General features: G+C 74.0%; 18 protein-coding genes and 1 pseudogene. 8 read left to right on the forward strand and 11 right to left on the reverse strand.

The features are described 5' to 3' along the window. The first annotated feature begins 135 nt into the window (after nt 1-135). From ACWDVG_RS14340 to ACWDVG_RS14350, 3 genes are all read left to right on the forward strand, one after another. Nucleotides 136-792 (forward strand): TetR/AcrR family transcriptional regulator, encoded by a 657-nt coding sequence (locus tag ACWDVG_RS14340; protein ID WP_451699444.1) that lies wholly within the window; start codon nt 136-138, stop codon nt 790-792. 163 nt (nt 793-955) lie between these two features. Next, on the forward strand, nt 956-1,642 hold the full coding sequence (locus ACWDVG_RS14345; protein WP_451699445.1) for a ThuA domain-containing protein: 687 nt from the start codon (nt 956-958) through the stop codon (nt 1,640-1,642). Between the two features lie 141 nt (nt 1,643-1,783). Then, on the forward strand, nt 1,784-3,181 hold the full coding sequence (locus tag ACWDVG_RS14350; protein ID WP_451699446.1) for an NADP-dependent succinic semialdehyde dehydrogenase: 1,398 nt from the start codon (nt 1,784-1,786) through the stop codon (nt 3,179-3,181). Between the two features lie 45 nt (nt 3,182-3,226). Here the strand turns inward: ACWDVG_RS14350 and ACWDVG_RS14355 are convergent, their stop codons facing one another. Further along, a complete protein-coding gene (locus ACWDVG_RS14355; protein ID WP_451699447.1) occupies nt 3,227-4,258 on the reverse strand; it encodes a PHP domain-containing protein in 1,032 nt (343 codons plus the stop codon). A 10-nt stretch (nt 4,259-4,268) separates the two neighbouring features. Continuing rightward, nucleotides 4,269-6,356, reverse strand: coding sequence for a SpoIIE family protein phosphatase (locus ACWDVG_RS14360; RefSeq protein ID WP_451699448.1), 2,088 nt, complete (start codon nt 6,354-6,356; stop codon nt 4,269-4,271). Nucleotides 6,357-6,555: 199 nt separating this feature from the next. On the opposite strand from ACWDVG_RS14360, the gene ACWDVG_RS14365 reads away from it, so the two are divergent. After that, nucleotides 6,556-6,759 (forward strand): hypothetical protein, encoded by a 204-nt coding sequence (locus ACWDVG_RS14365; RefSeq protein ID WP_451699449.1) that lies wholly within the window; start codon nt 6,556-6,558, stop codon nt 6,757-6,759. 82 nt (nt 6,760-6,841) lie between these two features. Here ACWDVG_RS14365 and ACWDVG_RS14370 read toward each other — a convergent pair whose 3' ends face one another. From ACWDVG_RS14370 to ACWDVG_RS14380, 3 genes are all read right to left on the reverse strand, one after another. Beyond that, the gene (locus ACWDVG_RS14370; RefSeq protein WP_451699450.1) at nt 6,842-7,627 is read right to left on the reverse strand and encodes a hypothetical protein; all 786 of its coding nucleotides are present in this window, start codon (nt 7,625-7,627) and stop codon (nt 6,842-6,844) included. Next, the gene (locus tag ACWDVG_RS14375; RefSeq protein ID WP_451699451.1) at nt 7,611-8,840 is read right to left on the reverse strand and encodes a hypothetical protein; all 1,230 of its coding nucleotides are present in this window, start codon (nt 8,838-8,840) and stop codon (nt 7,611-7,613) included. Before ACWDVG_RS14375 ends, ACWDVG_RS14370 begins: the two co-directional genes overlap by 17 nt. 134 nt (nt 8,841-8,974) lie before the next feature. Further along, on the reverse strand, nt 8,975-10,348 hold the full coding sequence (locus tag ACWDVG_RS14380) for a YhgE/Pip domain-containing protein (protein ID WP_451699452.1): 1,374 nt from the start codon (nt 10,346-10,348) through the stop codon (nt 8,975-8,977). Nucleotides 10,349-10,524: 176 nt separating this feature from the next. On the opposite strand from ACWDVG_RS14380, the gene ACWDVG_RS14385 reads away from it, so the two are divergent. Next, nucleotides 10,525-13,035 carry an ATP-dependent Clp protease ATP-binding subunit gene (locus ACWDVG_RS14385; RefSeq protein ID WP_451699454.1) on the forward strand — a complete coding sequence of 837 codons (2,511 nt, stop codon included), beginning with the start codon at nt 10,525-10,527 and terminating at the stop codon, nt 13,033-13,035. Nucleotides 13,036-13,257: 222 nt separating this feature from the next. Here ACWDVG_RS14385 and ACWDVG_RS14390 read toward each other — a convergent pair whose 3' ends face one another. Together ACWDVG_RS14390 and ACWDVG_RS14395 are read right to left on the reverse strand one after the other, a co-directional pair. Then, nucleotides 13,258-14,082 carry a restriction endonuclease gene (locus ACWDVG_RS14390; RefSeq protein WP_451699455.1) on the reverse strand — a complete coding sequence of 275 codons (825 nt, stop codon included), beginning with the start codon at nt 14,080-14,082 and terminating at the stop codon, nt 13,258-13,260. 74 nt (nt 14,083-14,156) lie between these two features. Continuing rightward, nucleotides 14,157-14,828, reverse strand: coding sequence for a VanZ family protein (locus ACWDVG_RS14395; protein WP_451699456.1), 672 nt, complete (start codon nt 14,826-14,828; stop codon nt 14,157-14,159). Between the two features lie 299 nt (nt 14,829-15,127). Here ACWDVG_RS14395 and ACWDVG_RS14400 point away from each other — a divergent pair, with 299 nt between their 5' ends. Further along, nucleotides 15,128-15,697, forward strand: a complete 570-nt coding sequence (locus ACWDVG_RS14400; protein ID WP_451699539.1) for a DUF4230 domain-containing protein — start codon at nt 15,128-15,130, stop codon at nt 15,695-15,697. A gap of 195 nt (nt 15,698-15,892) precedes the next feature. Here ACWDVG_RS14400 and ACWDVG_RS14405 read toward each other — a convergent pair whose 3' ends face one another. The 4 genes from ACWDVG_RS14405 to ACWDVG_RS14420 form a co-directional block, all read right to left on the reverse strand. Beyond that, the gene (locus tag ACWDVG_RS14405; protein WP_451699457.1) at nt 15,893-16,447 is read right to left on the reverse strand and encodes a DUF6328 family protein; all 555 of its coding nucleotides are present in this window, start codon (nt 16,445-16,447) and stop codon (nt 15,893-15,895) included. Between the two features lie 160 nt (nt 16,448-16,607). Next, entirely contained in the window at nt 16,608-16,988 is a 381-nt protein-coding gene (locus ACWDVG_RS14410) for a PRC-barrel domain containing protein (protein ID WP_451699458.1), read from the reverse strand. Between the two features lie 81 nt (nt 16,989-17,069). Then, nucleotides 17,070-17,294, reverse strand: coding sequence for a DUF6458 family protein (locus tag ACWDVG_RS14415; protein ID WP_451699459.1), 225 nt, complete (start codon nt 17,292-17,294; stop codon nt 17,070-17,072). Between the two features lie 130 nt (nt 17,295-17,424). After that, a complete protein-coding gene (locus tag ACWDVG_RS14420) occupies nt 17,425-17,973 on the reverse strand; it encodes a GNAT family N-acetyltransferase (protein ID WP_451699460.1) in 549 nt (182 codons plus the stop codon). Nucleotides 17,974-18,304: 331 nt separating this feature from the next. Here ACWDVG_RS14420 and ACWDVG_RS14425 point away from each other — a divergent pair, with 331 nt between their 5' ends. Together ACWDVG_RS14425 and ACWDVG_RS14430 are read left to right on the forward strand one after the other, a co-directional pair. Beyond that, entirely contained in the window at nt 18,305-20,620 is a 2,316-nt protein-coding gene (locus ACWDVG_RS14425; RefSeq protein WP_451699461.1) for a tetratricopeptide repeat protein, read from the forward strand. A gap of 107 nt (nt 20,621-20,727) precedes the next feature. Then, nucleotides 20,728-22,297 (forward strand): annotated as a pseudogene (locus ACWDVG_RS14430) (phytoene desaturase family protein). Nucleotides 22,298-22,347: the final 50 nt, after the last annotated feature.

Below are 22,347 nucleotides of genomic sequence, written 5' to 3' on the forward strand. Positions count from 1 at the left end.
CGTGAATCCTATCCGCCGCCGCCGATCCGTGCCCGGGGTGAGGTCGGCGCCCGCCGGTAGGGTGGGCGGTCGTGGCGCGGGGAGGCGCCGGGGGGCCGCGCCCGCGCGCGGCGCCGTCCGAGGGAAGGAAGCACCGTGGCGAAAGGTGTCACACGCCGGCGGCCGCACACGCGCGCGGCACTCCTGAAGGCCGCGCTCGAAGCCTTCGCCGAGTACGGGTTCCACGCGACGACGATCGAGCAGGTCTGCGAGAGGGCGGGCTTCACGCGGGGCGCGTACTACTCGAACTTCGCCAGCAAGGAGGAGCTGTTCCTCGCGCTCTTCGACGAGCACAGCGAGCGGACCGTGCGGCGGCTCTCCGAGTCGATCGACGCGCTCTCCGCCGAGGAGTGCACCCTGCCCCGGATCGCGGAGCTGGCCGCCCGCATCGAGCCCGACGAGCGCGACTGGTACCTCGTCACCACCGAGTTCACCCTGCACGCCATCCGCGACCCCCAGGCGGCCTGGGTGCTCGCCCGGCACGACGGGCGGCTGCGCGCCGAGATCGCCCGCGGCCTCGCGCTCGTGCTGCGCAGGGCCGGCCGTGAACTCACCGTGGACCCCGACCGGTTCGCCCGGCTCCTCATCGCCCTGCGCGAAGGCGGTCTGGCCCAGAGCTACGTGGAACCGGCCGAACTGCCGCCGGGCAGCCTGGAGCGCGAGTTCCTGACCCCGCTCCTGGAGGCGTCGACCCGCACACTCCGCGAGGGTGGAGAGGCGTCCGAAGACCCGTCCGGCGGACCCGCCCGCTGACCCTTGCCGCCCGCTGCCCCGCGTGGTCCTGAGTATCCCCGGAGGGGCGGGGCTTGCGGCCCCGGGTTTTCCCTGGTTACGGTCGGGGTGCAGCAGAGGGAAAGCGCTTACTCCCCCTTCCGCCCGCTGCCGTAGCTCGTCCCCCACCCCCGGAGTCCGCCGCGTGCCCACCCCCGACGTCCTGGTCTACACCCGCACCGCCGGATACCGGCACGACTCGATCCCCGCCGGGGCCGCCGCACTCGTCGAACTCGCCGCGGAGCAGGGCCGGGAGGCCGAGGTGACGGAGGACCCGGAGGCGTTCACGCCCGAGCGGCTCGCCCGCTGCGCCGTCGTCGTCCTGCTCTCCACCACCGGCACCGTCCTCACCGACTCCGGCCGCGCCGCCTTCGAGGCGTACCTGAGGAGCGGCGGTGCCCTGCTCGCCGTCCACGCAGCGGCCAACGCCGAGCCCGACTGGCCCTTCTACGGCGCACTCCTCGGCACCCGCTTCGACGGGCACCCCGCGCTCCAGCCCGGCACGGTCGTCGTCGACGCCCCCGGCCATCCGGTGACCGTTCCCCTTCCGGCCCGCTGGGAGTGGACCGACGAGTGGTACAACTTCACGTCGAACCCGCGCGGCGGCGGCAGCGGCGGCCTCGGCGACGTCCACGTGCTCGCCCGCGCCGACGAGTCCACGTACCGGGGCGGCACGCTCGGCGACGACCACCCGCTCGTGTGGTCCCGGACCGTTGACCGGGGCCGGATGCTGTTCACCGCCCTCGGACACGCCCCGGAGGCGTACCGCCACCCCGTCTTCCGCGCCCACCTCGCCGGCGCGCTGACCTGGCTCACCGCACCGGCCCCCTGACCCACCCCCTGACCCGCCCCCCGGCCCGTCGCCCCCGCCCCGGCTCCCCGCCCGGGTCACCCCACCGCACCTCCCCTGTTGCGGCGGCGCGCCCCACGCGGGAGGTTGCCGTTGGGGGCCGATGTCAGGAGGAGGCTCGTCATGGGCATCGCCACCGTGAACCCCGCGACCGGTGAGACGCTGCGGACCTACGAGGCCCACGGGCCCGACGAGGTCGAGCGGCGCATCGCCGCCGCGCACGAGGCGTACCGTCAGTACCGCACGACCTCCTTCGCCGAGCGCGCCCGGCTCCTGCGCGCCGCCGCCGGCCTCCTCGACGAGGACACCGAGGACATCGCGCGGACGATGACCGTCGAGATGGGCAAGCCGATCGTCGCCGCCCGCGCGGAGGCCGCCAAGTGCGCCAAGGCCATGCGCTGGTACGCCAAGCACGCCGAGGAGCTGCTCGCCGACGAGCACCCCGCCGAGAGCGACGTCCAGGACTCCGGGGCCGACCGCGCCCGCGTCCACTACCGGCCCCTGGGCCCGATCCTCGCCGTCATGCCGTGGAACTTCCCGCTCTGGCAGGTCGTCCGCTTCGCCGCGCCCGCCCTCATGGCCGGCAACACCGGGCTCCTCAAGCACGCCTCCAACGTGCCCAGGACCGCGCTCTACCTCGGCGACCTCTTCCGCCGGGCCGGCTACCCCGACGGCTGCTTTCAGACCCTCCTCATCGGCTCCCGCGAGGTCGAGGCGGTGCTGCGCGACCCCCGCGTGGTGGCCGCCACCCTCACCGGCAGCGAGCCCGCGGGCCGGGCCGTCGCGTCCGTCGCCGGGGACGAGGTCAAGAAGACCGTCCTGGAACTCGGCGGCAGCGACCCCTACATCGTGATGCCGTCCGCCGACATCGTCCGGGCGGTGAAGACCGCCGTCACCGCGCGCGTGCAGAACAACGGCCAGTCCTGCATCGCCGCCAAGAGGTTCATCGTCCACCGTGACGTCTTCGACGACTTCGTCGAACGCTTCACGGCCGCCATGAACGCCCTCACCGTCGGCGACCCCCTCGACGAGGCCACCGACGTCGGCCCGCTCGCCACCGAACAGGGCCGCACCGACCTGGAGTCGCTCGTCGACGACGCCGTACGCCGCGGGGCCACCGTCCTGTGCGGCGGGCACCGCCCCGAGGAGGAGGCCCTCGCGCGCGGCTGGTACTACCGGCCGACCGTGCTCACCGACATCACCCCCGAGATGCGGATCCACCACGAGGAGGCCTTCGGCCCGGTCGCCACCGTCTACCCGGTCGGCGACGTCGAGGAGGCGGTGGCCGTCGCCAACGACTCGCCCTTCGGGCTCAGTTCGAACGTCTGGTCGCGCGACGAGGAGGACATCGCCTTCTGCGTACGCGACCTGGAGGCGGGCGGCGTCTTCGTCAACGGCATGACCGCCTCGCACCCGGCCCTGCCCTTCGGCGGCGTGAAACGCTCGGGCTACGGCCGCGAACTCGCCGGCCAGGGCATCCGCGCCTTCTGCAACGTGACCACGGTCTGGCAGCGCGCCTGACTCCCGCGCGGCAGGCGACCACCCCCCGCCAGCGGCGCCGTGACCCTACGGCGTCTCCCGCGTCCACGCGAGGAGCCGCTCCACCGGCCACGTGTTGATCACGTGGTCCTCGGGCACCCCGCACTCCTCCGCGCGGGCACAGCCCAGGATCTGCCACTCCAGCTGTCCGGGGGCGTGCGCGTCCGTGTCCACCGCGAAGTGGACGCCCGCGTCGACGGCGAGGCGGAGCAGCTCGCGCGGCGGGTCGAGGCGTTCCGGGCGGCTGTTGATCTCCACGGCCGTGCCGGCCTCCGCGCAGGCCGCGAAGACCCGCTCCGCGTCGAACTCCGACGGCGGCCGCAGGCGCCCGCCCGCCACGAGCCGCCCCGTGCAGTGCCCGAGCACGTCGAGGTGCGGGTCGCGGACGGCGCGCTCCATGCGGCGGGTCATCGACCGCGCGTCCATCCGCAGCTTGGAGTGGACCGAGCCGACCACCACGTCGAGGCGGTCGAGCAGCTCCGGCTCCTGGTCGAGCGACCCGTCGTCGAGGATGTCGACCTCGATCCCCGTGAGCAGCCGGAACGGTGCCCACCGCTCGTTCAGTTCCGCCACCACGTCCAGCTGCTCCCGCAGCCGCTCCGGCGAAAGCCCGCGCGCCACCGTGAGCCGCGGCGAATGGTCCGTGAGCACCGCCCACTCGTGCCCGAGCCCGGCGGCCGTGCGCCCCATGTCCTCGATCGTGGCGCCCCCGTCGGACCAGTCCGAGTGGAGGTGGCAGTCCCCGCGCAGCGCCGCCCGCAGCGCGTCCCCGCCGCCCGCCCCGCCCCCGCCCCCGAGGGACTCCGCCAACTCCTCCTCGAGCCGGGCCAGATACTCCGGCACGCGCCCTTCCAGCGCCTCCCGCGCCACCGCCGCCGTCTTCGGCCCGATGCCCTTCACCGACTCCAGCGTGCCCGCCGCCGCCCGCCGCGCCACCTCGCCCTCCGGCAGGGCGGCCAGCGCCGTCGCCGCCGTGCGGAACGCCCGCGCGCGGTATCCCGGTGCTCCGCCCCGCTCCAGGAGGAACGCGATCCGGTTCAACGCGGCCACAGGGTCCACGGCTCCGCCCTCACCCTCTCCTCGCGGGGGACCCGGCCCCCACCGGGGACGCCGGTCCGATCTCGCACCACACCGCCTTGCCCTCGCCGCGCGGTTCCACCCCCCACCGGGAGGCCAGCGCGTCGAGCAGCATCAGTCCGCGCCCCGAGGTCGCCGCCTCGCCGGGGGTACGCCGCCGGGGCCACGCGCTCGACCGGTCCTGCACCGACAGTCGGACCCGCCGCACCGGCTCGGGCAGCACCTCCAGCGTGAGCACCGCGCCGCCCTCCGTGTGCAGGAGCACGTTCACCAGCAGCTCGCCCGTCAACAGCTCCGCGTCGTCCGCCAGTTCCGGCATGCCCCAGTCCCGCAGCGCCCGGCCCACGGCCGCCCGCGCGTCCGAGAGACCCGCCGGATCGGCCTGGTGGATGTACTGGTGGATGCGCGGCGCCCGCGGCGTGCCCGGGTCCGGGCTGCGCCGCAGCACGAGCAGCGCCACGTCGTCGCCCGAACCCCACCGCTCCCACAACCGCTCCGAGAGGTGGTCGGCGAGCGCCTCCGCCTGCGGCGGGCCGCTGCTCACCGCCTCGGAGAGCGCCGCGAAACCGGACTCGATGTCCGTGCCCGGCTGCTCGACGAGCCCGTCCGTGCACAGCACCAGCGTCTCGCCGGGGACGAGGTCGAGCCGGGTCTCCGGGAACTCCTCGTCCCCGAACACCGTCGCGAGGCCGAGCGGCAGCCCGCCCCGCAGGTTCGGCCGCCCCACACGGCCGTCGGTGTGCCGGATCAGCGGCCCGAGGTGCCCGGCCCGTACGGCACGCACGGCGCCGCTCGCCAGGTCCACCTGCGCGTACGTGCAGGTCGCGAAGCGCTGGGTGTCCAGCTCGGCGAGGAAGCGGGAGGCACGCGCCAGGACCGTCGACGGGGCGTGACCCTCGCCGGCGTACGCGCGCAGGGCGATCCGCAGCTGGCCCATGATGGCGGCGGCGTGCGTGTCGTGCCCCTGGACGTCGCCGACGACGATCCCGACGCGGCCCCGGGGGAGTGCGATCACGTCGTACCAGTCGCCGCCGACCTGCCGTCCGCTCCAGGCTGCGTGGTAGCGCACGGCGATCTCGCCGCCGGTGATCTCGGGGATGCGGCGCGGCAGCATCGTCGCCTGGAGTCCGGTGGCCAGCTCGCGCTCCTCGTCGAAGAGGATGGCCCGCTGGAGCGACTGGGCGACGATCGCCGCCAGACCGAGCGCGAGGTTCCGCTCGTCGGCGTTGAAGGACGTCCGGCCCCGGTAGAACAGCGCCATCCCGCCCAGCGACCGGGCCTGTGCCACCAGGGGCAGGTAGCAGGCCGCCCGGAACCGCAGGCGGTCCAGGTACGGGGCGAGTTCGGGGAAGTCCCGTCCGAGGGAGGCGAAGGAGGCGACGAAGCGCGGCCGCCCGCTCAGCACGGTCTCGGCGAGCGGCAGGCCCCGGTCGAGGCGCCGGGTGCGGAAGTCGTTGAGGGCGTCCAGGGACTCCCCGCTGAGCGCGATGATGTTGAGCGAACCGTTCTCGACGAGCCCGAGCGCGAGGCCGTCCGCCCCCAGCCGCGCGAGGCCCCCGGGGCCCGTCAGCGCGGCCGTCACGTCGTCCACCGTCACGGCCCGCGACAGGGCGTGCGTCGTCCGCTCGACGATGCTGGTCTGCAGCTCCCGCCGCTTCTCCAGCTCCTCCACGAACGCCGAGTGCGTGACCTCCGCCGTCGTGTCCCGCACGACCCCGACGATCCGCTGCGCCCGCCCGTCGGGCCGCCGCAGGATCCGCGCCTGGACGTGCGTCCAGTGGGGTGTCCCGTCGTCCTGCGGGATGGGGAAGTGCGCGGTGTACGAGGCGAGGCCGCCCTTCAGGGCCGTACGGACGACCGTCTCCAGCCGGTCCCGCTCCTCCGGGGAGAGGCGCGCCATCAGCGCGGTCGGCCGCCCGTCGAAGGTGTCCGCGGGCAGCCCGAAGATCAGCAGGCCCGACTCGTCGACATCGATGGTGTTCGTGTCGAGGTCCCAGTCGAAGCTGCCGGTCCGGTTCATGGCGAGCCACTCGGCGGGTCCGAGTTCGCCACTGCGCGTCTGCCGGTCGTCGTCGGTCATCCCCCCCATTGTCGAACCCGGACCCCGCCGACGCCATGGCGACGACACGGCGTGGCGCGGTTCGACTCCGTTCCGTGCCCGTCTCCCGCCGTCGCCCTCGTACGGGACGCCCGGCGGTGAGCCGCATACGGCTCCCGGATGCGGGCAGACGGCACGGACACGAGAATGGCGAGTGCCGGACGCACACGTAGGAGGCGGCATGAACGCTGAGCCCGACAAGACCGTTCCGGGGGAGGGCCCCACGCCCGACCGGCTGCTGCACGCCGGGTCGGAGGGCGACTTCACGGCGGAGGATCTGGTCCTCGCCTCAGGCCGTGACGTGAATCCGAAGAGCCTCGCCTGGGCCGAACGCCGCATGGAGCAGAAGGGGCGCCGCGCCTCCATGGACGAGCTGCTGCCCTAGCCGTACCCGTACGCCCCGCCCGCCCCGGCCCGGAGATCCTCCGGACCGGGGCGCCGGTCGCTCCCGGCTCGGCCGGGGAAGGTCAGACCGGAGGCATCAGGTCGCTCTCGCTGACGGTGTACGTGAGCGGGGGGTAGACGAAGTCCGTCTCGTCGTTCTCGCGGCGCCGCAGCCGGTAGAACGCACGCCGCTGGTCCTCGTCGGCCGCCGTGAGCGGGGCACCCTGCGGGAGGTACGGCTCTCCGTCGCGGAACCGGAGGAGGGTCTTCGAGGTGCGCAGCGTCACGCCAAGCCACGGGTTGTCCGCCGCCCGGCCGGGCGCGTCCCACACGATCCGGTGCCTCAGCCGCCGGTTCGTGTCGAGGGAGAACGCGACGACCCCGTGGTGGACGAGGGGGATCTCGACCCTCTCGCCGCCGCTGCCGCCGCCGTCGGGCTCCTTCGTCTCGAAGACCAGTTTCCTCGGCGGGTCCGTCTCGGGATCCCGGTAGCAGGAGAAGACGGCGACGAACGACCCGTCGGCCAGGTCGAGCGCCTGGTCGGAGTGGGCGCCCATGGTGCGGTAGGCGTACGTGTACGTCTCGACGAGCGCGTTGTTGAAGCCGACCGGGAGTCCCGCGGCTTGCTGGACGCGGCGCGCCAGGCGCTCGTGCACCGGCCGGAACCGCTGCGCAGGGCCGCCGTACCGGCTGGTGGTGCGGACGAGGGGCACTCCGCCCGTCTCGTCGACCCTGGTGAGCACGGCGCCCCGCCGGCCCTTGCCCACGTCTTCCCAGCGCGTCGCCGCGGACAGCTCCGCGAAGAGGTCCTCGTCCGTCGGCAGGGCGTGGCGGAGGATCCCCGCGGAGAGCTCAGACGCGGGGGGCACGGTAGTCTCCCGCGTTCATGCTGAAGGTGAAGGCGTCGCCGTAGTCGACGAAGGACGCGGATCTGTTCTCCTCGGCGTACAGCCTGCGCAGCTCGTCCATCCCCTCCGGCGTCGGCGGGGCCAGCTCCACCGGTTCTCCGGCTCCCAGGAGGAACGTACGGCCGTCCCGGTGCAGGGCCTCGGCGTTCGAGCAGCGCACCACGTATCCCAGTCGGGTCGGGAGCGACTCGGCGTCCAGGGCAGAGGGCCGGATCTCGTGCGTGTAGAGGCGGTTGGTGGACAGCGGCACGAAGAACACCGAGCCGGGATGGAGCGTCAGGGTGAAGTGCGGGGGGAACGCGGCCCCGTCGAGGTCCGCGGCCGGCTCCTTGAGGCGGAAGTGGAGCCGGGTCAGCCCGCTGACGCCCTTCAGGCCGTGGTCGAAGGCGTCCTCGGCCAGGGGAGGGAGCCCGTCGAGCCCGTCGTAGAAGGTGCAGAAGGCCATGATGCCGTTGACCGGCATGTCCTTGGTCTTGTCGGCGTGGGCCGAGATCCTCGCCTTGGACTGCCTGCGCTCGGCCGTGGCGCGCGTGTTGTGGTAGATCTGCGCGAGGACGTGGTTGAGCGGGGCCTGGTCACGGAAGACGGCGGCGGCCTCGCGGTTCAGGGCGTCGACGATCCGCGTGTCGGTCGGGCCGAAGTTCTCGGTCGGCCCCGACAGGTTCGTGGAGCACCGGAGCAGGCGGAAACGCAGGTCGTCGCCGCTGCGCGTGACGGGCGTCAGATAGATGCCGCTGCGACGGGCCGTCCCGGGCTTGGTGGACTCCGTCAGGGACTGGAACGCGTGCTCCGCGCGGATCCGCCCGAAGTGATCGTCGCCGGGGTCGAAGAAGCGCCGGTAGTACACGCCGGCGCCGTGGACGCGGAGGGGCACGCGGCCGGCACCGACGACCGGCCACGGCGCGTCGCCGTCCGCGCGGCCGGCGTCCGCCTCCTCCCGGACGACGAACACCCGCGCGGCCGTACGCAGGTGGGCGTCGCTGATCGCGGACGGGTCGCCGTACACGTAGACGGTCTTCCGGGCGAGGTCGTACGCACCGGAGGCGAGGTCCCGCGGGGTGACGACGGAGCCGAAGAAGTCCCTCGTCAGGGCGGCGTCGTGCACCGTCGAAGCGACCACCAGAAGGGAGTTCGCGTCCTCGACACGGGCTTCCGCGTGCTGTGTCGTGTCCATCGGCTCTGTTGTGTCCGTCAGCTCTGTTGTGTCCATCAGGCCCCGCACTCTGGCACGGGGCCGGGACGGCGGGCAACGTGCTTCGGGGAGGGGGCCGGGCACGGGTCCCGGGCCCGGCCCCCCGGGCCCGGCGGTCACTCGGGCTGGGGCGTGAGGCGGCGCAGTCCCCTGCGATCGTAGTAGAGGGTCATGGCGAAGCCGAAGACCAGGGCCGCGGCCACGCCGATCGCGATCATGACCCAGGCGCGGGCGAGCCCCGCGTCCGCGCGGGCGTCGAAGTACAGCAGCGAGCGGACGCCCTCGCTGAGTTGGTGCATCGGCTCGAAGACGGCGAGGAAGCGGTAGAAGCCCGGCGTGGCCTCCAGCGGGATCGTCGCGCCCGAGGACGGGAGCGCCAGGGCGATGAAGACGAACATGGACACGAGCTGCCCGATGCCGCCGAAGGCCGCGTTGATGGCCTGCACGCCGAGGCCGACGGCGACCGTGGCGCAGTACGAGAAGAGCCAGAGCATCGGCAGGTGCGTGGCGTCCATGCCCAGGATCGCCACCGTCGCCACCATGACGAGGCTGGTGGTCAGAACCGAGATGCCCGCCGTCATGAGCATCTTCAGGACGAGGGTCTGGGTACGGCTGACGGGCACGGTGGGCCGCCGGGTGTGCCAGGGGCCCAGCTCGCTGTCCGCGTAGCCGAGGGCGGTGTCGACGCCGCTGTGGATGAGGTTCCCGCCGATGAAGCCGCCGAGGACCAGGAGCAGCGTGTAGTAGAAGGCGCTGAGTCCGAGGCCGCTGTGGCGGCCGATCGGGTGGCCGACCTCGGTCGAGACGGCGACCGGGTCGGTCAGGAACAGCCGCGTCGTCGGGGTGGCGGCGGCGGACGCCGTCAGCTCCTTTCCGATGCGCAGCGAGGCCTGGTGGGCGGCCGCCTGGTTGATCTGGGCCGCCATGGACGAGCCGAGGCTGCCGACGCCGGGGTTGGTGAGCACGGTGAGCGTCGGCCGGACGGTCGCCCGGCCGGTGGCGAGGGCGGTCACGGAGGCGGTGAAGCCGGCGGGAACGACGAGCGCCCCGTAGACCTTCCCCGAGGCCAGGGCGTCCTGGGCGGCGGCGCGGTCGAGCCGGCGCCAGTCGACGCTGTCCCCGGTGGCCCGGCCGGAGGCGATGGTGTCGGTGAGCTGCTTGCCCAGGTTCTCGCGCTGCCCCGGCGGCGGTGCGCCGCGGTCCTCGTCGACGAGCGCGATCGGCATGCGGTGCAGGCTGTCGCTCGGGTTGAGGATGCCCCCCATGTAGAGGAGGGAGAGGAGCAGCGCGATCAGGGAGCAGAGGACGGCGGGAAACACCCACAGCTTGGCGTGGCGCGCCAGGGCGAGGGCGGGGACGCTCGGGGCGTGCGGGGAGCCGGGGGTGCCGGAGGAGCCCGGGGCGTGCGGGGAGTCCGGCGGGTGCGGGGTGTCCGGGGGGTCCGACGGGTGAGGAGGCGTCGGGGGGTCCGGCGGGTTCGGGGAGTTCATCGTGCTCCGGGGTTCTCGGAAGGACGCCGGTGAGGCTCGTCCTCCGATTTCCGCACGATCGGGCGGCGCCGACAACGCGGGCGGCCCCCGCACGGAGCGCCCCCGGCTCCGTTTGCGGAGCGCAGGGCCCCGGGTTTGAGTGTGCAGGACCCCCCTCGCGTTCCAGGAGCTGTCTCATGTCGATGGCGTTCGGTTCCCCGTTCGGTTCCTCCGACCCGTTCAGCGACATGCTGAACCGGTTCTTCGGTATGTCACCCGCCTCGTCGCCCCCCGCCGTACAGCGGGTGCCCATCGGACGCCTCCTGACCGAGTCCGCGCGGGAGCTCCTGAACGCGGCCGCGCGCAAGGCCGTCGACGACGGCACCACCGACCTGGACACCGAGCACCTCCTGTGGGCGGCCACCCAGGTGGAACCCACCCGCGGGACGCTCGCCCGGGCGGGCGTCGACCCGGACACGCTCGCCGCGCAGATCGCCAAGGTGCTGCCCCGCGAGGCGGCCGAGCCCTCCGCCGAGCCGGGCCTGACCCCCGCGGCCAAGCGCACCCTCGCCCTGGCCCACGCCACGTCGCAGGCGGCCGGCGTGTCGTACATCGGTCCCGAGCACATCCTCGGCGCGCTCCTCGGCGACGCCGACTCCGGGGCCGGCCGGCTCCTGGACGCGCAGGACGTCGACGCGCGGAAGCTGCGTGGCGCCACCGACCGGGCCGGGCGCGGCGACGGCGGCACCGCGCCCGGCGGCGCCGTCCCGAAGGAGCAGGCGACGACCCTCGACGAGTACGGCCGCGATCTCACCGAGGAGGCGAGGGCGGGCAGGCTCGACCCGGTCGTCGGCCGCGCCGACGAGATCGAGCAGACCGTCGAGATCCTCTCCCGGCGCTCCAAGAACAACCCCGTCCTCATCGGCGAGCCCGGCGTCGGCAAGACCGCGATCGTCGAGGGCCTGGCCCAGCGGATCGTCGCGGGCGAGGTGCCGGACACGCTCAAGGACAAGCGGGTGGTCTCCCTCGACCTGTCGGGCATGGTCGCCGGCGCGCAGTACCGAGGCCAGTTCGAGGAACGGCTGAAGAAGGTCATCGAGGACGTGCAGGAGTCCGAGGGCCGGGTCATCCTCTTCATCGACGAGCTGCACACGGTCGTCGGGGCCGGTGCGAGCGGCGAGAGCTCCATGGACGCGGGCAACATGCTCAAGCCCGCCCTCGCGCGCGGGGAACTCCACGTCGTCGGCGCCACGACGATCGACGAGTACCGCAAGCACGTCGAGAAGGACGCCGCCCTCGAACGCCGCTTCCAGCCCGTCCTCGTCCCCGAGCCCACCGTCGAGGAGACCGTCCAGATCCTCGAAGGACTCCGCGACGCGTACGAGGCCCACCACCAGGTCCGCTTCGCCGACGGCGCCCTCGCGGCGGCCGCCGAACTCTCCGACCGCTACATCGGCGACCGCTTCCTGCCCGACAAGGCCATCGACCTGATGGACCAGGCCGGCGCCCGGGTCCGGTTGCGCAGCGCCGGCCGCTCCACCGAGGTCGTCAGCCGCGAGGACCGGCTCGCGAAGCTGCGGCGCGAGAAGGACCAGGCCGTGGCCGCCGAGGACTTCGAGCAGGCCTCCGACCTCAAGCGGCAGATCGCCGAGCTCGAGGGCGAACTCGCCGGGATCGAGGAGCGCCGCGAGGGCGTCGTCTCCGTCACGGCCTCCGACATCGCCGACGTCGTCTCCCGTCGCACCGGCATCCCGGTCGCCCAGCTCACCGCCGGCGAGAAGGAGAAGCTCCTCAGGCTGGAGGAGGAGATGCACGCCCGGATCGTCGGCCAGGACGAGGCGGTCACCGCCGTCTCCCAGGCGGTGCGGCGCAACCGCGCGGGCATGGGCGACCCGAACCGGCCCGTCGGTTCCTTCCTCTTCCTCGGCCCCACGGGCGTCGGCAAGACCGAACTCGCCAAGACCCTCGCCGAGCTGCTCTTCGGAGAGGAGAGCCGCATGATCCGCTTCGACATGAGCGAGTTCCAGGAGAAGCACACCGTGGCCCGGCTCGTCGGGGCGCCTCCTGGATACGTCGGGTACGAGGAGGCCGGTCAGCTCACCGAGAAGGTCCGCCGCAACCCGTACAGCGTGGTCCTGTTCGACGAGGTCGAGAAGGCGCACCCCGACGTCTTCAACACGCTGCTGCAGATCCTCGACGACGGCCGCCTCACGGACGGGCAGGGCCGCACCGTCGACTTCCGCCACTGCGTCGTCATCATGACGTCCAACATCGGCGCCCACCGCATCCTCTCCCACGAGGGCGACGCGGCCGAGCTGAAGGACGAGCTGATGGAGGACCTGCGGGGCCGGTTCCTGCCCGAGTTCCTCAACCGGATCGACGACATCATCGTCTTCCACAGCCTCACGGAGAAGGACCTGTCGGAGATCGTCGACCACCTCCTGGACCGCAGCAAGCACCGGGTCCACGCCCAGGGCCTCACCCTCGAGGTCACGGAGGCGGCGAAGAAGCTCCTCGTCGCCCACGGCCACCAGCCGGAGTTCGGCGCCCGCCCGCTGCGGCGCACGATCCAGACGGAGCTCGACAACCGGATCGCCACCCTCCTCCTCGGCGGTGAGGCGGACCCCGGCGACACGATCGTCGCCGACGTCAGCGAGGACTCCCTCCACTGCACGATCCGCAGGGCCGCCCCGGAACCGGTGGCGTAGATCTCGTCTGAAAAAAGGAGGCATGGGGGACGGGTTCGGGGGCACACGGGTGGAGAGCGCATGGGACCGCTCAACCAAGGGCCGACGGGTCTTCCCCCGTCCGTTCGGCCCGAAGGGGTCGAAGGCGGCCCGCACCGGTGGTGGGTGCGGGCCGCCTTCCGCGTGCCCGCGGGCCGGCGCGCTCCGCCCCGGGCTCCGTGCGGAGCCCGGGGCAGCAACCGCTCAGACGCCGTCCGTCAGGGCCCGCGTCGTGCCGTCCCGGGGGCCGGGGACCGAGGCGCCCGATCCGGTGGTCCAGGGGGCCGGGGCCGTCGAGGCGGTCCAGGACGCCAGGTCCGTGCCGTCGACGCAGAGGATTCCGCAGGAGGCGGCGTACTCCAGGGCGGGCTCCGTGAAGGAGCTGGTGGTGACGAGGACGGCGACGTCGGCCTCGTGGACGGTGTAGCAGGTGCCGCCGAACCGTTGGAGGTCGGGAGAGCCGACCCGGTGGTCCTCCGCGTACTGCTTGCACTGGAGGACCACACGCCTCCCGTCGGCGGTCGTCGCGATCACGTCCGCGCCGAGGTCGCCCGCGCCGCCGACCACCTCCACGGACGAGCAGCCGTCCCGGACGCACAGCGCGGCCACCGTGTGCTCGAACCCCTCCGGATCGACGGCAAGGTGGTCCAGTGCCCCGGAGTCGACGGCGGGCGGCGCAGCGGGTTCGGTGACGAGCGGGGCGGTGCCCGGCGGCTCCGCGACGGCCGGATCGGGGGACGGCGGGGCGGCGACGGTGTCGAGGGCCCCGGGCCGTCGGCGCGCGGGGCCCCTCGTCCACCGGACCAGCGCCGTCCCGGCGCCCAGCAGCACGACGAGCACGGCGAGGACCACCGGCAGGTGCGAGCCGGTCGAGCGGGTCGTCCGGAACATCAGGAGCACGCCGCCGATCACCACGCCGGCGAGCCCCACCACGAGCACCAGGTCCCGCAGGAACCTCGTCGGCCCCTCCCGCCGCACCGCACTCCTGCCCCCGCGCCTGCCTCGGCCCCTGTCGGCGACCGTCGTCATACGGACCCCCTCCCTCGTCCCCATCCGCCCCACCTCACCCCGAACGCGCTGCCGAAACACCTCCCACCGCGGTGTCAGACGGACGAGCGGTCCGGACGCCGCTGCCACCAGTGGGGGCGGGTGCGGGGGCGGACGGCACGCCCCAGCCGCCGGCCGATGAGCAGGTAACCGATCAGCGCCCCCGCCGTGTTGAGGAGGACGTCGTCGATGTCGAAGGCGCGTCCCGTGACGAGCGCGCCCTGCACCAGTTCCACGAGCAGCATCGTCGCGGCGGTGACGAGTGCGACCTTGACGAAGCCGCGGGCCTTGCGGGACAGCAGCGGGAGCAGGATCCCGAAGGGGACGCCGAGCGCGATGTTCCCCCCGAGCTGCTTGACGGTGTCCACGAACCCGGGCTGGCTGAGGTAGTTCTCGATCGACCGGCCCGGTGTCAGGTTGCTGTGGGTGAGGGGTACGGAGGCGGGGGACTCGTTCAGGGTGAGCCTGGCCAGGACGACGGCGAACCCCACCATGCAGACGAAGGCCACGAGGGTGACCAGCGCCCGTACGAACCGCCCCGGGCCCCGGCGGGCGTTCGCCTCCGCCGTCGCCTCCGTCTCCGCCTCCGGGGCTCGTGTCGCCGGCCGCGGGTCCGCCGCCCCCGCGCCTGCCTCCGGTGCGGCCCGGTCCGGCTCCGTCCCGACGGGCGCCGCCGTCTTGTCTGCCGCCCCCGCGGCCCGTCTCCTCGACGCTCGCCAACCGATCATGCGCCTCTTCCTCCTCCGGACGACCGCGTGCGGACGGACCCCGCGTACCCGCGACCAGGTGATCGCATGCAGTGCGGCCCCTCGGAGGGCGCCCGCCCGGCCCACCCTCCCCAGGAGACCCAACCAGCCACAGTCTCGGGGGAGTTGGGCATGGGGGGCGTGGACGCGGGCACCAGGCGACCATGGGAGAAGACACCGAGAACAGCCCTTCGCCGTCCCACCGGAACCGGACATCCAGGCGCTCCGGAGGGAGGTGGCGCCTCGTCATCGGCGCCCTGCTCGCGCTCGCCGTCGCCCTCATGCTGATCGGCCAGTTCCTCAGGGTCCCCGGGCTCGACCTCTTCGGGACGCGGGTGAAGGACCGCTCCGGTCCCGCCGTCCTGAAGTCCGTCCAGGACCTGAGCCGGTACGAGGGCGCGGCCGGGACCTACCAGGTGGTGGTCGACCTGGAGCACGACGCGCGCTTCCTGCCGGACGCGATCCGCGGCACCCGCACCCTGTACGTGGCGAGCGGCAGCGTCGTCGCCTACGTCGACCTGGGCCGCCTCGGCGGCGACGCGGTGACCGTCGACGAGGACCGGACCGAGGCCACGCTGCGCCTGCCGCACGCCAGGCTGGCCGCTCCCGCCCTCGACCCCGAGCGCTCGTACGCCGTCTCCAAGCAGCGCGGGCTCCTCGACCGGCTGGGCGACCTCTTCTCGGACAACCCCGCGAGCGAGCAGGCGGTCAACGTCCTCGCCACGCGGCGGATCGGCGAGGCCGCCAAGGAGTCCGGCCTGACGGACCGCGCGGAGCGGAACACGACCGAGATGCTGGAGAGGCTGCTGCGCGGCCTCGGTTTCGAACGGGTGACGGTCACCTACGCATGAGCGGGATCCGCGCGGGCATCGCCGCCCCCGGTGTGGGCACGCGCGCGTGAAGCCGGCCAGGGGAGGCCCGCCTTGACGCACGCGTGAAGCCGGCCTCCCCTGTCGCGTGCGGGAGGCCGGCCTTGACGTGTGCGGTGGTGCGGGCCCGGCCCGGGGCGTACGGTCGTACAGCCGACGGGGCGCGCAGGCCCGCCGTCAGCCGCTCGTGTGACGCGCGCGGACCCACAGGGGCAGCGCGAACCAGCAGACCAGGTACCAGGCCAGGACGCCGGAGACCAGCCACGGCACGTACGGGTCGTGCGTCGCCACCCTCAGGATGAGGAACAGCGCGGACGTCAGCGTCGCGAGAAGGAGCACGATGCCGGTGAACGTGAGCCGGGACGCCCAGACGACGGTCTGGGGCTTGATCCTCCGGCCGGACACGATCCGGTGGAGGGACACGGGGCCGATCAGCGCGCCCGTCGCCAGCGAGCCGAGGACGACAGTGACCAGGTAGATCGTCTTGTCGGTCTGCTCCAGCTCGTGGAACAGCGGAGTGAACACCACGGTGAGGAGGAAGCCGAGAAGGATCTGAACGCCCGTCTGGGCGACCCGGATCTCCTGGAGGAGCTCCTGCCAGCGCCGGTCCGCGCGCTCCTTCTCGGTCTCACCGCCCCCGTACCCGCCGGTGCCCGGCTCCCCGGCGTTCCCCCCGGGCCGTGCCCCGGCCTGCTCGTCCGCCGGTATGGCACCGCCGTCTCGTCTGTCCATCAACATCCTCCTCAGGAGTGCAGTGAGTAGGTCCCCACGTTCAGCACCCGTGTGCCCCTGGGACGCGAGCCCATGCCCCCCGAGGGCCTGCCACGGACGACGGCGTGGGCCGGACGGTTCCCCGTCCGGCCCACGCCGTCGTCGTGTGCGCGCCCGCGCGTCAGATCGCGCCCATGCCGCCCGAGAACGGCCCTCCGGTGCGGTAGTACTGGGTGATCTCCTCGCGGTACTGCATGTCGGCGAGGTGCTTGTCGGAGACGAACTCGGGCGCCTCCTTCACCTGCTCCTTGGACAAGGAGAGGTGGATGGCCTGCTCCTCCAGGTCGACACGGGTCACCGTGCTCGCCGGGATCAGCACCTCCTTGCCGAAGATCCACACCCCGGTGTCCACCACCAGGTAGGAGTCGTCCACCTCGTCGGAGTGCTTGTCCACCTTGCCGATGTGCCCGTCGCACGCCTCGACCCGCCAGCCGGTGAGGTCGGTGCCCGGCAGGTGGCCGGTCTCCGTGCGGTAGGACCAGAAACGGTCGTCGGTCGTCATGGCTGTCACTCCTCTGTCGCTGTGTCCTTTGTCGCTGTGTTGCGGGTACGCCGGTCGGCACCGGGCGCGCGTGCTGCTCGCTCAGAGCAGGTCACGCCGCTCCTCCTCGGTGACCGTGGGCGCCACGGGCGGGACCACCATCCGGCGGCGGCGAAGAACGCTCGTGTAGACGGCGGTGCCGAGGAAGCCGACCGCCATCAGGATCAGGCCGACCAGATCGAGGTTGACCGCCTCGACCTCCCAGTCGGACGCGAAGGTGAGGATGGCGCCGACGGCGATCATGATGATGCACAGTCCCAGACCCATGGTTGCTCCCTCCCAAAAGGGTTGGACAGCGTCCGCGTACCCGCGACCGACCGCATCATTCCGCTCCCCTGGACACGGGCCCGGGCCGACCGGCGCTCCGGCCGTCGGGCGGGCCCCGCCGGGGCGCGCCTCAGCCGGCGGGCGCGGTGGGGGACCACACGCCGAACCACTGCTCGGCGCCGTACTCCTCGAACCGCTCCACCTCGGTGAACCCCAGCTTCGCCGCGAGGCGCATCGCGCGCTCGTTGGCGGTCCGGGTGGAGAGCACCACCGGCTCGCCGGGCAGCGCGCCCGCGAACCAGTCGAGCGCCGCCGCGCACGCCTCGGCGGCGTACCCGTGTCCCCACGCCCCCGGCAGGAACAGGTAGCCGAGTTCGGCCTCTCCCGCCTCCGGACGGACGTGGCCCGGACGCTCCGCGGCGCGCCGGTCGAGCGTGATCATGCCGATCATCGCCCCGTCGAGCTCGGCCACGAAGAGGCCGGGACGCTGCCCGGGCACCTCGGGCACCGCGCGCTCCAGCTCGTCACGCGGTCGGGAGCCACCGACGTACGTCCCCACCTCGGGCGACGCGAACAGCTCGACGAAGGCCGCGCGGTCGCGGCCCTCGGAGGCGCGCAGGACGAGGCGCTCGGTCGTGAGGGGAGCAGGTGGCCAGGTGTCAGGTCCCAGTTCGGTCATGACGGGCAACGTAGCGCACTCCTGCCGGAACTCCCGCCGCTCATCGGTGGGTTGGTCCGAGAAGGCACTGTCGTCCCACGACCGGCCGTCCGCTCCGGCGGCCGCGCCCCGCCGCGGCCCGCGGGCCGCGAATCGTGGCGGACCCGAGACCCGCCCCGGCGCGTACGCCCGGCCCGGGACGGGCACCTCACCCTGTACGGCCGACCCGACGAGGACCCGGCGGGGACCCGACCCGTACGGCCGACACCCGGCCCGTACACACTGTCCGAACCGGCGTCCATACTGGACGGGCCGGGGAGGTGCACGGAATCGACGGGGGCGACGGCACGCGATGGGGGAGAACGGACTGATCCGTGGCAGGTACCGCCTGCACGAGGTCATCGGGCGCGGCGGCATGGGCGAGGTGTGGCGCGCCACCGACGAGGCGCTGGGACGGGGGGTCGCCGTCAAGTGCCTCAAACCGCTCGCGCCCCACCAGGACCCCCAGGTCCACACGGTGATCCGCGAGCGCTTCCGGCGCGAGGCCCGGGTCGCGGCGGCCCTCCAGCACCGGGGCATCACGGTCGTGCACGACTTCGGCGAGGACGACGGGGTGCTCTTCCTCGTCATGGAGCTCCTGGAGGGGCGCAACCTCAGCCAGTTGCTCGCCGCCAACGCCCAGCACCCGCTGCCCGTCCAGGACGTCGTCGACATCGCCGACCAGGTCGCCGACGCCCTCGCGTACACGCACCGGCACGGCATCGTGCACCGCGACCTCAAGCCCGCCAACATCATGCGACTGCGGGACGGCACGGTGAAGATCTGCGACTTCGGGATAGCGCGCCTCGGCGCCGACATGGGCTTCACCTCCCGTCTCACCGGAACCGGCATCGCCATGGGCACGCCCCACTACATGTCGCCCGAGCAGATCGGCGGCGGCGAGATCGACCACCGGAGCGACCTGTACTCGCTGGGCTGCGTCCTGTACGAACTGGCCACCGGAGCACCGCCGTTCGATCTCGGCGACTCCTGGGCGATCCTCATCGGCCACCGCGACACGGTGCCGCGCCCGCCGCGCACCCACCGCGCCGAACTGCCCGACTACTTCGACCGGATCGTCGTCGACCTGCTCGCCAAGGCCCCGGAGCAGCGGCCGTCGGACGCGGGCGACCTGCGGCGCCGCATCGTCTCGGGCCGCGCGGTCCCGGCCCGGCCGACGGCTCCGGCGGCCTCGGCCCCGGCCGCCACCGCGGCCGTCGTGGCGCCCACCGCCCCGATGCCGGTACCGGGCCCCGCGCCCGTGCCCGTACCGGAACCCGTGCCCGTACCGGAACCCGCTCCCGGGCCCGTTCCCGTACCCCTCCACGTACCCCTCCCCGGGTGGGCGCGGGACCTGAGCGGCGGTCACCGGCCGGCGGACGCCGCCGGGCGGCGCGCCGTCGCCCACGACCCGGCCGCGGCCGTCCTCACCACCGAGTGGACCACCGCCGCCCGCGCGCCCGGCGCCCCGGCCGTCGCGCCGCCGGCCCCGTCCCACCAGGAGCTGCTCGCCGTGCTCGCCGGCCGCCACCGGGCCGGGATCGGGCTCGGCCGCCTCGGCCGCTGGGAGGAGGCCGAGGAGGTCCACCGCTCGGTCGCCGACCACCGCGCCCGGGTCCTCGGCGACGAGCACCCCGACACCCTCGCCAGCCTCTACGAAGTGGGCTTCGCCCTCGCCCGGCTCGACCGGCCCGCAGACGCGCTCCGCGCCTTCGACCGGGTCGCCGAGGCCCGGGACCGCGCCCTCGGCCCCGACCACCCCGACACCCTCGCCGCCCACCAGGAGCGGGCGTACGCGCTCGGGCGCCTCGGCCGGCACTCCGAGGCGTACGAGCGGTACGTGGCCGTACTCGCCGCCCGCGAGCGGACCGTCGGCGCCGACCACCCCGACACCCTGCGCTGCCGCCACAACCTGGCCGTCACGCTCGGCCGCCTCGGCCGCGTCGAGGAGTCGTACCGCACCGCGGCCGAGGTCGCGGAGGCGCGCGCCCGGCTGCTCGGCGCGACCCACCCCGACACCCTGGTGACCCGCAGCGAAGTCGCCTACACCCTGGGCCGCCTGGGGCGCGGCGAAGAGGCACTCGCCCAGTACCGGGCGGTGGCCGAGGCCCGCGCCGAGGCCCTCGGCCCCGACCACCCCGACACGCTCGCCGCCCGCCACGAGACCGGGATCTGCCTCGGGCGCCTCGGCCAGGCCGTCGACGCCCTGGAGGTCTGCCGGGACGTCGTCGCCTCCCGCACCCGGGTCCAGGGCGCCGACGCCCCCGAGACCCTGCGCGCCCGCCACGCCCTCGCCGTCAACCTCGGCCGCCTCGGGCGCTGGCAGGAGGCGCTGGCCGAATCCGAGGAACTGCACGCGGTCCGCGGCCGCGTCCTCGGCGCCGACCACCCGGAGACCCTGCTCAGCCGCCGCGAGACGGCCGTCGCCCTCGGCCGCCTGGGCCGCTGGGAGGAGGCCCTCACCGCCCACCACGAGGTCGCCGAGGCCCGCGCCCGGGTCCTCGGCCCCGCCCACCCCGACACCCTCACGGCCCTCGCCGACGAGGCCCACTGCCTGGAGCGACTGAACCGCCCGACCGAGGCCGTCGCCCTCCTCCACCGAGCCGCCACCCCGCCGTCCGTCCCCTGACGCCCCCCGCCACCCCGCCGCCCGTCCCCTGGGAGCTCCCGACCCGCGGACGTCCGCCTCCGTACGCCCCATGGCCCCCGCCCACCCGGACGTGTGAGCATGCAGCCATGACCGACGCCACTGCCGCCCCCGCCGCGCCCCGGCCCGCCCCCGCCTACGACGTCGTCATCGTCGGCGGCGGGCACAACGGCCTCACCGCAGCCGCCTATCTGGCCCGCGCCGGGCGCAGCGTGCTCGTCCTGGAGCGGCTCGGGGTCACGGGCGGGGCGGCCGTGTCGGCGCGGCCGTTCGCCGGGGTCGACGCGCGGCTCTCCCGGTACTCGTACCTCGTCTCGCTGCTCCCCGAGAAGATCGTGCGCGACCTCGGGCTGCGGTTCGCCGTCCGGAAGCGGTCCGTCTCCTCGTACACGCCCAAGGGCGACGGCGGCCTCCTCGTCGGCGGCGGAGAGGACCGCACCCGGGCCTCCTTCGCCGCGCTCACCGGCTCCGACCGCGCGTACGAGGCCTGGCGGACGTTCTACGGCCGCACCGGCGAGGCCGCGCGCCGGATCTTCCCCACCCTCACCGAGCCCCTCCCCGGCCGCGCCGCGCTCCGCGCGCGCGTCGACGACGCCGAGACCTGGCGGATGCTCTTCGAGGAGCCCCTCGGCGTCGCCGTCGAGCGGACCTTCGCCGACGACCTGGTGCGCGGCGTCGTCCTCACCGACGCCCTCATCGGCACCTTCGCCGACGCCCACGACCCGACGCTCCTCCAGAACCGCTGCTTCCTCTACCACGTCATCGGCGGCGGAAACCGGTGACTGGGACGTCCCCGTCGGCGGCATGGGCGCCCTCACCGACGCCCTCGCCGACGCCGCCCGCACCGCCGGGGCCCACATCCTCACCGGCCACGAGGCGACCCGCGTCGAGACCGACGGCCGCCGGGCCGAGGTCACGTACCGCACGGCCGACGGCGAGGGCACCGTCGCCGCGGGCCACGTCCTCGTCAACGCCTCCCCGCAGCAGCTCGCCGCGCTCCTCGGCGACCCGGCCCCGCCCGCACCCGAGGGCGCGCAGCTCAAGGTCAACATGCTGCTCACCCGGCTGCCGAGGCTCCGCGACCGTTCCGTCGACCCCCGGGAGGCCTTCGCCGGCACCTTCCACATCGCCGAGGGGTACGGGCAGCTGGCCGCCGCCCACGCCGAGGCCGCCGCCGGCCGGCTGCCGAGCACCCCGCCCTCCGAGATCTACTGCCACTCCCTCACGGACCCGACCATCCTCGGCCCCGACCTGGCGGTCGGCGGGCACCACACCCTCACCCTCTTCGGGCTGCACACCCCGGCCCGGCTCTTCGCCGACGACAACGACGGCGCCCGCGAGACGCTCCTCAAGGCCACGCTCGCCCAGCTCGACACCCATCTGGACGAGCCGATCGCCGACTGTCTCGCGCTCGACGCCCACGGCCGACCCTGCGTCGAGGCGAAGACCCCGCTCGACCTCGAACGCGACCTCCGGCTCCCGGGCGGACACATCTTCCACCGCGACCTCTCCTTCCCCTACGCGCAGGAGGGGACGGGCCGTTGGGGCGTGGAGACCGAGCGGGCGAACGTGCTGCTCTGCGGCGCGGGCGCGGTGCGGGGCGGCGGCGTCAGCGGCATCCCCGGCCACAACGCGGCGATGGCGGTCCTCGGGCGGTGACGGCGGTCCCAGGGCGGTGACGGCCAGCCGCGTCCCGCTGACGGAGAGCC

This window comes from Streptomyces sp. NPDC003327, from assembly GCF_053589515.1.